5 protein-coding genes are annotated in these 5,097 nt (G+C 37.6%); all 5 read right to left on the bottom strand.

Annotated features, from left to right (window positions below):
* Positions 1-431 (bottom strand): hypothetical protein (locus K8S13_RS09035; RefSeq protein WP_291462077.1); only part of this gene is annotated, 431 nt, incomplete at its 3' end.
* 32 nt (positions 432-463) lie between these two features.
* Entirely contained in the window at positions 464-2,662 is a 2,199-nt protein-coding gene (gene gspD / locus K8S13_RS09040; RefSeq protein ID WP_291462078.1) for a type II secretion system secretin GspD, read from the bottom strand.
* Positions 2,659-3,231 carry a hypothetical protein gene (locus K8S13_RS09045; RefSeq protein ID WP_291462079.1) on the bottom strand — a complete coding sequence of 191 codons (573 nt, stop codon included), beginning with the start codon at positions 3,229-3,231 and terminating at the stop codon, positions 2,659-2,661. The genes gspD and K8S13_RS09045 overlap by 4 nt, the downstream gene beginning before the upstream one ends.
* Positions 3,232-3,382: 151 nt before the next feature.
* The gene (locus K8S13_RS09050; RefSeq protein ID WP_291462081.1) at positions 3,383-3,961 is read right to left on the bottom strand and encodes a GspMb/PilO family protein; all 579 of its coding nucleotides are present in this window, start codon (positions 3,959-3,961) and stop codon (positions 3,383-3,385) included.
* The coding region (locus K8S13_RS09055) for a PilN domain-containing protein (RefSeq protein WP_291462082.1) at positions 3,939-5,097 on the bottom strand (1,159 nt) is incomplete at its 5' end. The genes K8S13_RS09055 and K8S13_RS09050, both read right to left, overlap by 23 nt.

Raw genomic sequence — 5,097 nt, forward strand, 5'->3', positions numbered from 1 at the left:
ATAAGTTCTTGAACCTGTTTTTCAACAGGTATTTGTAAGCTGACACCGCACAGGGTATCCCCCTGGTTGACCATCTTTTCCGGCGCCAGCACCATGGAGTAGACTCTCCCTGCAACTTCGGGCAAATGATAATCATATATTTTACTCATTGCCAAAGGCCCGATACTGACCCAATAAACATACCCTTGCCTGACAAGATCCTGGCATAGTAACTTAAACTCGGAATGGTCCAGGTTCTTAATTTCAACCAGCTTAATATTTATTTTATTTTTTTTTAGCTCTGTTTCAAGACTTTGTGCTGCTTCATAATATGGTTTTATGGTATCAGATAAAAAAACTGCTGCTTTTTTTTGTTCGCCAGCATATAAACCTGCAACCTGATACAGGAGGATAACTACTCCTATAAACAGCTGTTTTATTCTTCTGTCCATTAAATAATAAATCTTAAAATTCAGATCTTATTTTATATATCTTTTTTAGAAATATCCATGAATTTTATCCGGTGTTTGAATTCTGTGGTAATCTGTTCCACATCATCCATGGAATAAATAACATGGGGAGTTATAAAAATGGTTAATTCTGTTTTAATGAGAGAGTCTGTCTGCTGCCCGAACAGCCAGCCTATTCCGGGAATCGCACTCAGGAAAGGAACGCCCTTTTTGCTGTCACTGTCAGACTGGACCATGAGTCCGCCGATCATGATTGTCTGCTGATGATTCACTGTAAATGTTGTATTAATATTTCTTGTCTTAAAGGACGGATATTCTTTTCCGCCCGCTGTCACACCGTCACCCACATTGCTCACTTCCTGGCTGATTTCCATGGTTACAAACCCCTGGTCATTAATATGGGGAGTTACATCCAGAATGATACCGGTTTTCCTGTATTGCACATGGGTTTCAATCACATCGTCTCCCTGGGCCACACTTTTATATTCCGTGGTTACCACGGGTATATCGTCGGCTACGTTAATAGTTGCCTTTTTATTATCTGATGCCAATACTACCGGAGTGGATAAGATATTAACCCTGTCTTCACTGGCCAGAATGGAAAGAGCTGTCTGCCAGTCATCAGACAGACCAATAGTAAAATTAATTCCTTCTTTTCCTATAGTACCGGATGTTTTCCCTGCTCCAATGCTCCCCCCGGAAACAAGTTTAGTCCATTCAATCCCAAGGTCACTTTTATCCGTCAGGGTAATATCTGCAATGGTGACTTCTATTAAGACCTGTCTTGGCATAATATCCAATTGTTTCAGTATTTTTTTAACCACCTGGTAGTCAGAAGGATAGGCCTCTATAATTAATGCATTTCGCACCTCATCCTGTGCAATCTTGATATTCCCTTTTAAGGTATCAGTACCAGAATCCGATGGTGAAGATGCCCTGTGTTGCTGGATTTTGGGCTTATCGGGTTTAGACACACCACCTGTACTGCCAGGCAAACCTGTTGCAGTAATAGACCCCATCCCTGATTTCTTTTTATCCTCTGTTTTAGTGGGGATATCAGGTATAGTTTCTTTTTCAGAGTCTGTTTTTGTAAAAATGTTTCCCAGAATAGCCCCAAGCTCTGCGCAACTGCCATTCTGTACTTTATAGACATAAATCTTTGGCGTTGAATCATACCCCGGCACATCCAGTTGATGAAGCATGTGCGTTATCCAGTCAAGAACATTGGAGTCAGAACTTACCCCAATTATTGAATTTAATCTTTTAATTGGAATCAGTGTGATTTTTATCTCTGATTTGCCATAGGCTTTTAAAAGATCATTCAGCAGTTTCATCGCATTTTCAGCATCCATGTTTTTGATAGAGTAAAAACGATGATTTTTCTGATGGAATGTATCAATATCAAATACCTTTATCAGGTCAAGTGCCTTTAAGACAGCAATCCCCTTGTCAATTAACAACATAGTGTTTGAATCATCATGGGTAATGATCGTCCCCTGGGTCGAAAGAAACGGTTCAATTATTTTAACCATCTCCTGGACATCAATATGATCAAGGGAGATGATTTGAATGATAATCCGTTCACCCGGAGCCACATCAGACAGATCAGATCTTGTATGCACATTCAAATAAAACTTGGATGCTGCTTCGGTTTGTATAATCCGGTAAATGCCCCCTTCTTTTACCGCGGTTAAGCCATTAGCTTCAAGAATTTGAAAAAACACAGGAAAAACTTCATTCTTATGAAGACCGCCCGCAGTATTGACTGTTACACTGCCTTCTATACCTGCTTCCAAAACATAATCAATTTTCAGCATCTTGGCAAAGGTCCTGATGACTTCGCTTAAACTTGCATTGTCAAAATTGAATACAATATTCCCCTGCTCTTTTTTGTATCCTGTTTTATATGCATTAAGACCCTTAACCGGTCTTTGCATTTTAATAATTTTCTCTGGAAAAAGCTTTTTTTCAATCTGATCATTTGTAACAGCTTTATGACTGCCCAATACTTTAGTAGTTTTAGTATTTTTTTTTTCCGGGATGTCAGCGGTCAAGGATTGTTCTGTCTTTTTTTCCTTAAGTATTGCTTTAACGCCCGGATCAGTCTTTTCTGTTATCGGCCCAGATTTTTTTTGGAGAAAAGAACAACCGCCCAAAAAAGATACAATAAACAATAATATCCCTATATAGATTATTTTATTTTTTCTGATCATTTTTTCCTCTTTATCCTTCTTTCCCCAAAGGGTGTGTTCAAAATAACCCATTCATATTCTTCAGATTCTTTTTTTTCTTTCAGATCCTCTTTTTTTGTACTTAAAACAACGGGTAACTTAGCTGACACAGATTTCTTGTTTTTAGCCACGATCTTTTTGGGAGTGTGTTTTTCATTTTTTTCTCTCTTATCAAAAAGAGGAACTTTATACTGTTTCTTCTCATAGGAAACAATAATAGCCTCAGGTAAAATTTTTTCTATGGTATAATCTCCAATGATATCTTTTTGTTTTACCCAGATTTGCTTTCCTTGATTTTCTCCCCCCACATCATTAATAAGAGCAAGTGTTAAATCGTTCATAATCACCACTCCGAAAAGATACAAATCCTTTTTTTCAAGGATCTCAATCATTTCAGGAGTTGGGTCCGGTTCAACAACAGGCTTACTGACCGGCTTCAACGGCTGTTTTTGGGATACGGGCCTGGGGGTATGTTCCTGGCGTTGTGTATTATATAAATTTTTTACGGCAATAATATCATATTTTTCCCTGCCCGGTTTTTGAATCTTCATGGACATGGGTTCCGGCCACTGTATCCTGGATTCTGATAATTTTGGGATCGGAATGATAATTTCCTTTTGCCATATCATTATAATGTTTATGACCAGAAACAATATTATGATTGAAAGCGCAAAATTGAACAACCAGAACCTTGAAATCATTTTATTCCTCTCTGCTATAACTCTTTTTATCTAAAAAACCCTGAACTATCATGACAATATTGAGATCGTCCTCTTTACCGGTACTCGGCTTGATGATTCTCAATTCTGAAACCGATAGAAGTTTTGAAAAGATTTCAATCCTGTAGAGCAGATTTTCAAGCTGCCTTATTTTGGCTTTAAATACCAGTTTTACCGGTACTATGGATACAAATTGATAAGATTTAACATCTGCTTTCAATGCCTTGATGCTTTTAAAAGAAATGTTCTCCCGGGAAGCCATATCCCTTAACATATTCTGCACAGCAACACCAGCAAGTTCTTTTGACTGGGCAAAAATCAGGTGATTGGACAATTTTTGTGCATGACCCGTTAAAAATATGTGCCGCTCTTCAAGGCCGGGAAGGTTAACAGACCTGTTCTGGTACTTTGTGATCAGCTTTACCCTGGAGGATGCAGAAAAAAAATGAATCCCAGGGGAAAATCTGTATATCGCACCTATTACCAATATCAGAATCCCCACAACAATAATTATGATTCTTTCTCTGGTAAGGATGGTTTTATCTTTTATTTTCAGGTTCATATTTCATTTTAATAATAAATGATTCCTGGTTATTCTCCTTAATCGTTATTTTGGATTCAAATCCTGTCTCTGAAAAAAGAAGGGATGTTTCAAGGGGCTCAATAAGGCGTGATGCATTTTTTGAACTGCCCTTAATCCTGACAACCTGTTTTTTAAATTCAAACTCTTTTAAGTATGTATGGGCCGGTAAAATCCGGGTCATTTCTTTGAGTATATCTAAGACAGGAGACCCGGCTCCCATAATATGCTTGATTTCATTACTCCTTTTCTCGAGTATCTCAATCCTTGTTTCAAGCTTATCCACCTTTTTTACCTGGTTTTTCAAATATGCAAATCTTGTATCAAGCTGTTTATTTTGAATTCTGCCATGTATATAATAACTTGCACCCATCACCGTCAACGCAATAAAGAATAAGCATAATAGTGACAAAAAAAACGCAAATGGCAACCTGGACGGTTTTTTTCTGAACCTTTCCGGCAAAAAATTGATTCTGTTTTTAGTTTTATTGAAATTTTGAAATGCCAGTGCAACCGCCCCTATTACTTCGGAAGAACAATTTTCATCCAAAGCTCTTCCCATACCTGGGCCCAGAAATTTTCTGCCTGATTCTATATCAATCTGATATTCTTCCACAGCTAAGCTTGTCGGCATAATTGCCGTGATTCCACCGGAAATGAAATCCTTTAAATCTAAAAAAGGCTTGAAATCTTCCTTTTTCAACACCTGTAAAAGGATATTAAAACTGCCCTTTAATTTATCCTCGTCCAGCACTTTATATCCATAGACCATTTTTGTTGTTGGAATCGGAATATACTTTTCAATTTCATACTGCAGTACCGAATCAATATCATCCCTGACTGAAAATGGTAATTCAATTTTTCTTGTCAGACAGTATTCTTCCGGTATTCCCAGGTAAAGATTAAAGTCTTGAATCCTATGTTTTGCTATAAATTCAGCTAAAAACACATCAATATTTGTCAAGACATCTTCTTTGCTTTCAGAATCATAGTCATAGGCTTCAAAAGCTTCAAAATGAAGGCCTTTCAGGGAGCCTCTGATCCATCCCAAAGAAATTTGGTCTTTCCGGACATCAATACCTATGCTGTTTTGGAAAAACAATTTTCTAAAATTCTCC

The sequence above is a fragment of the Desulfobacula sp. genome (genome assembly GCF_021107415.1).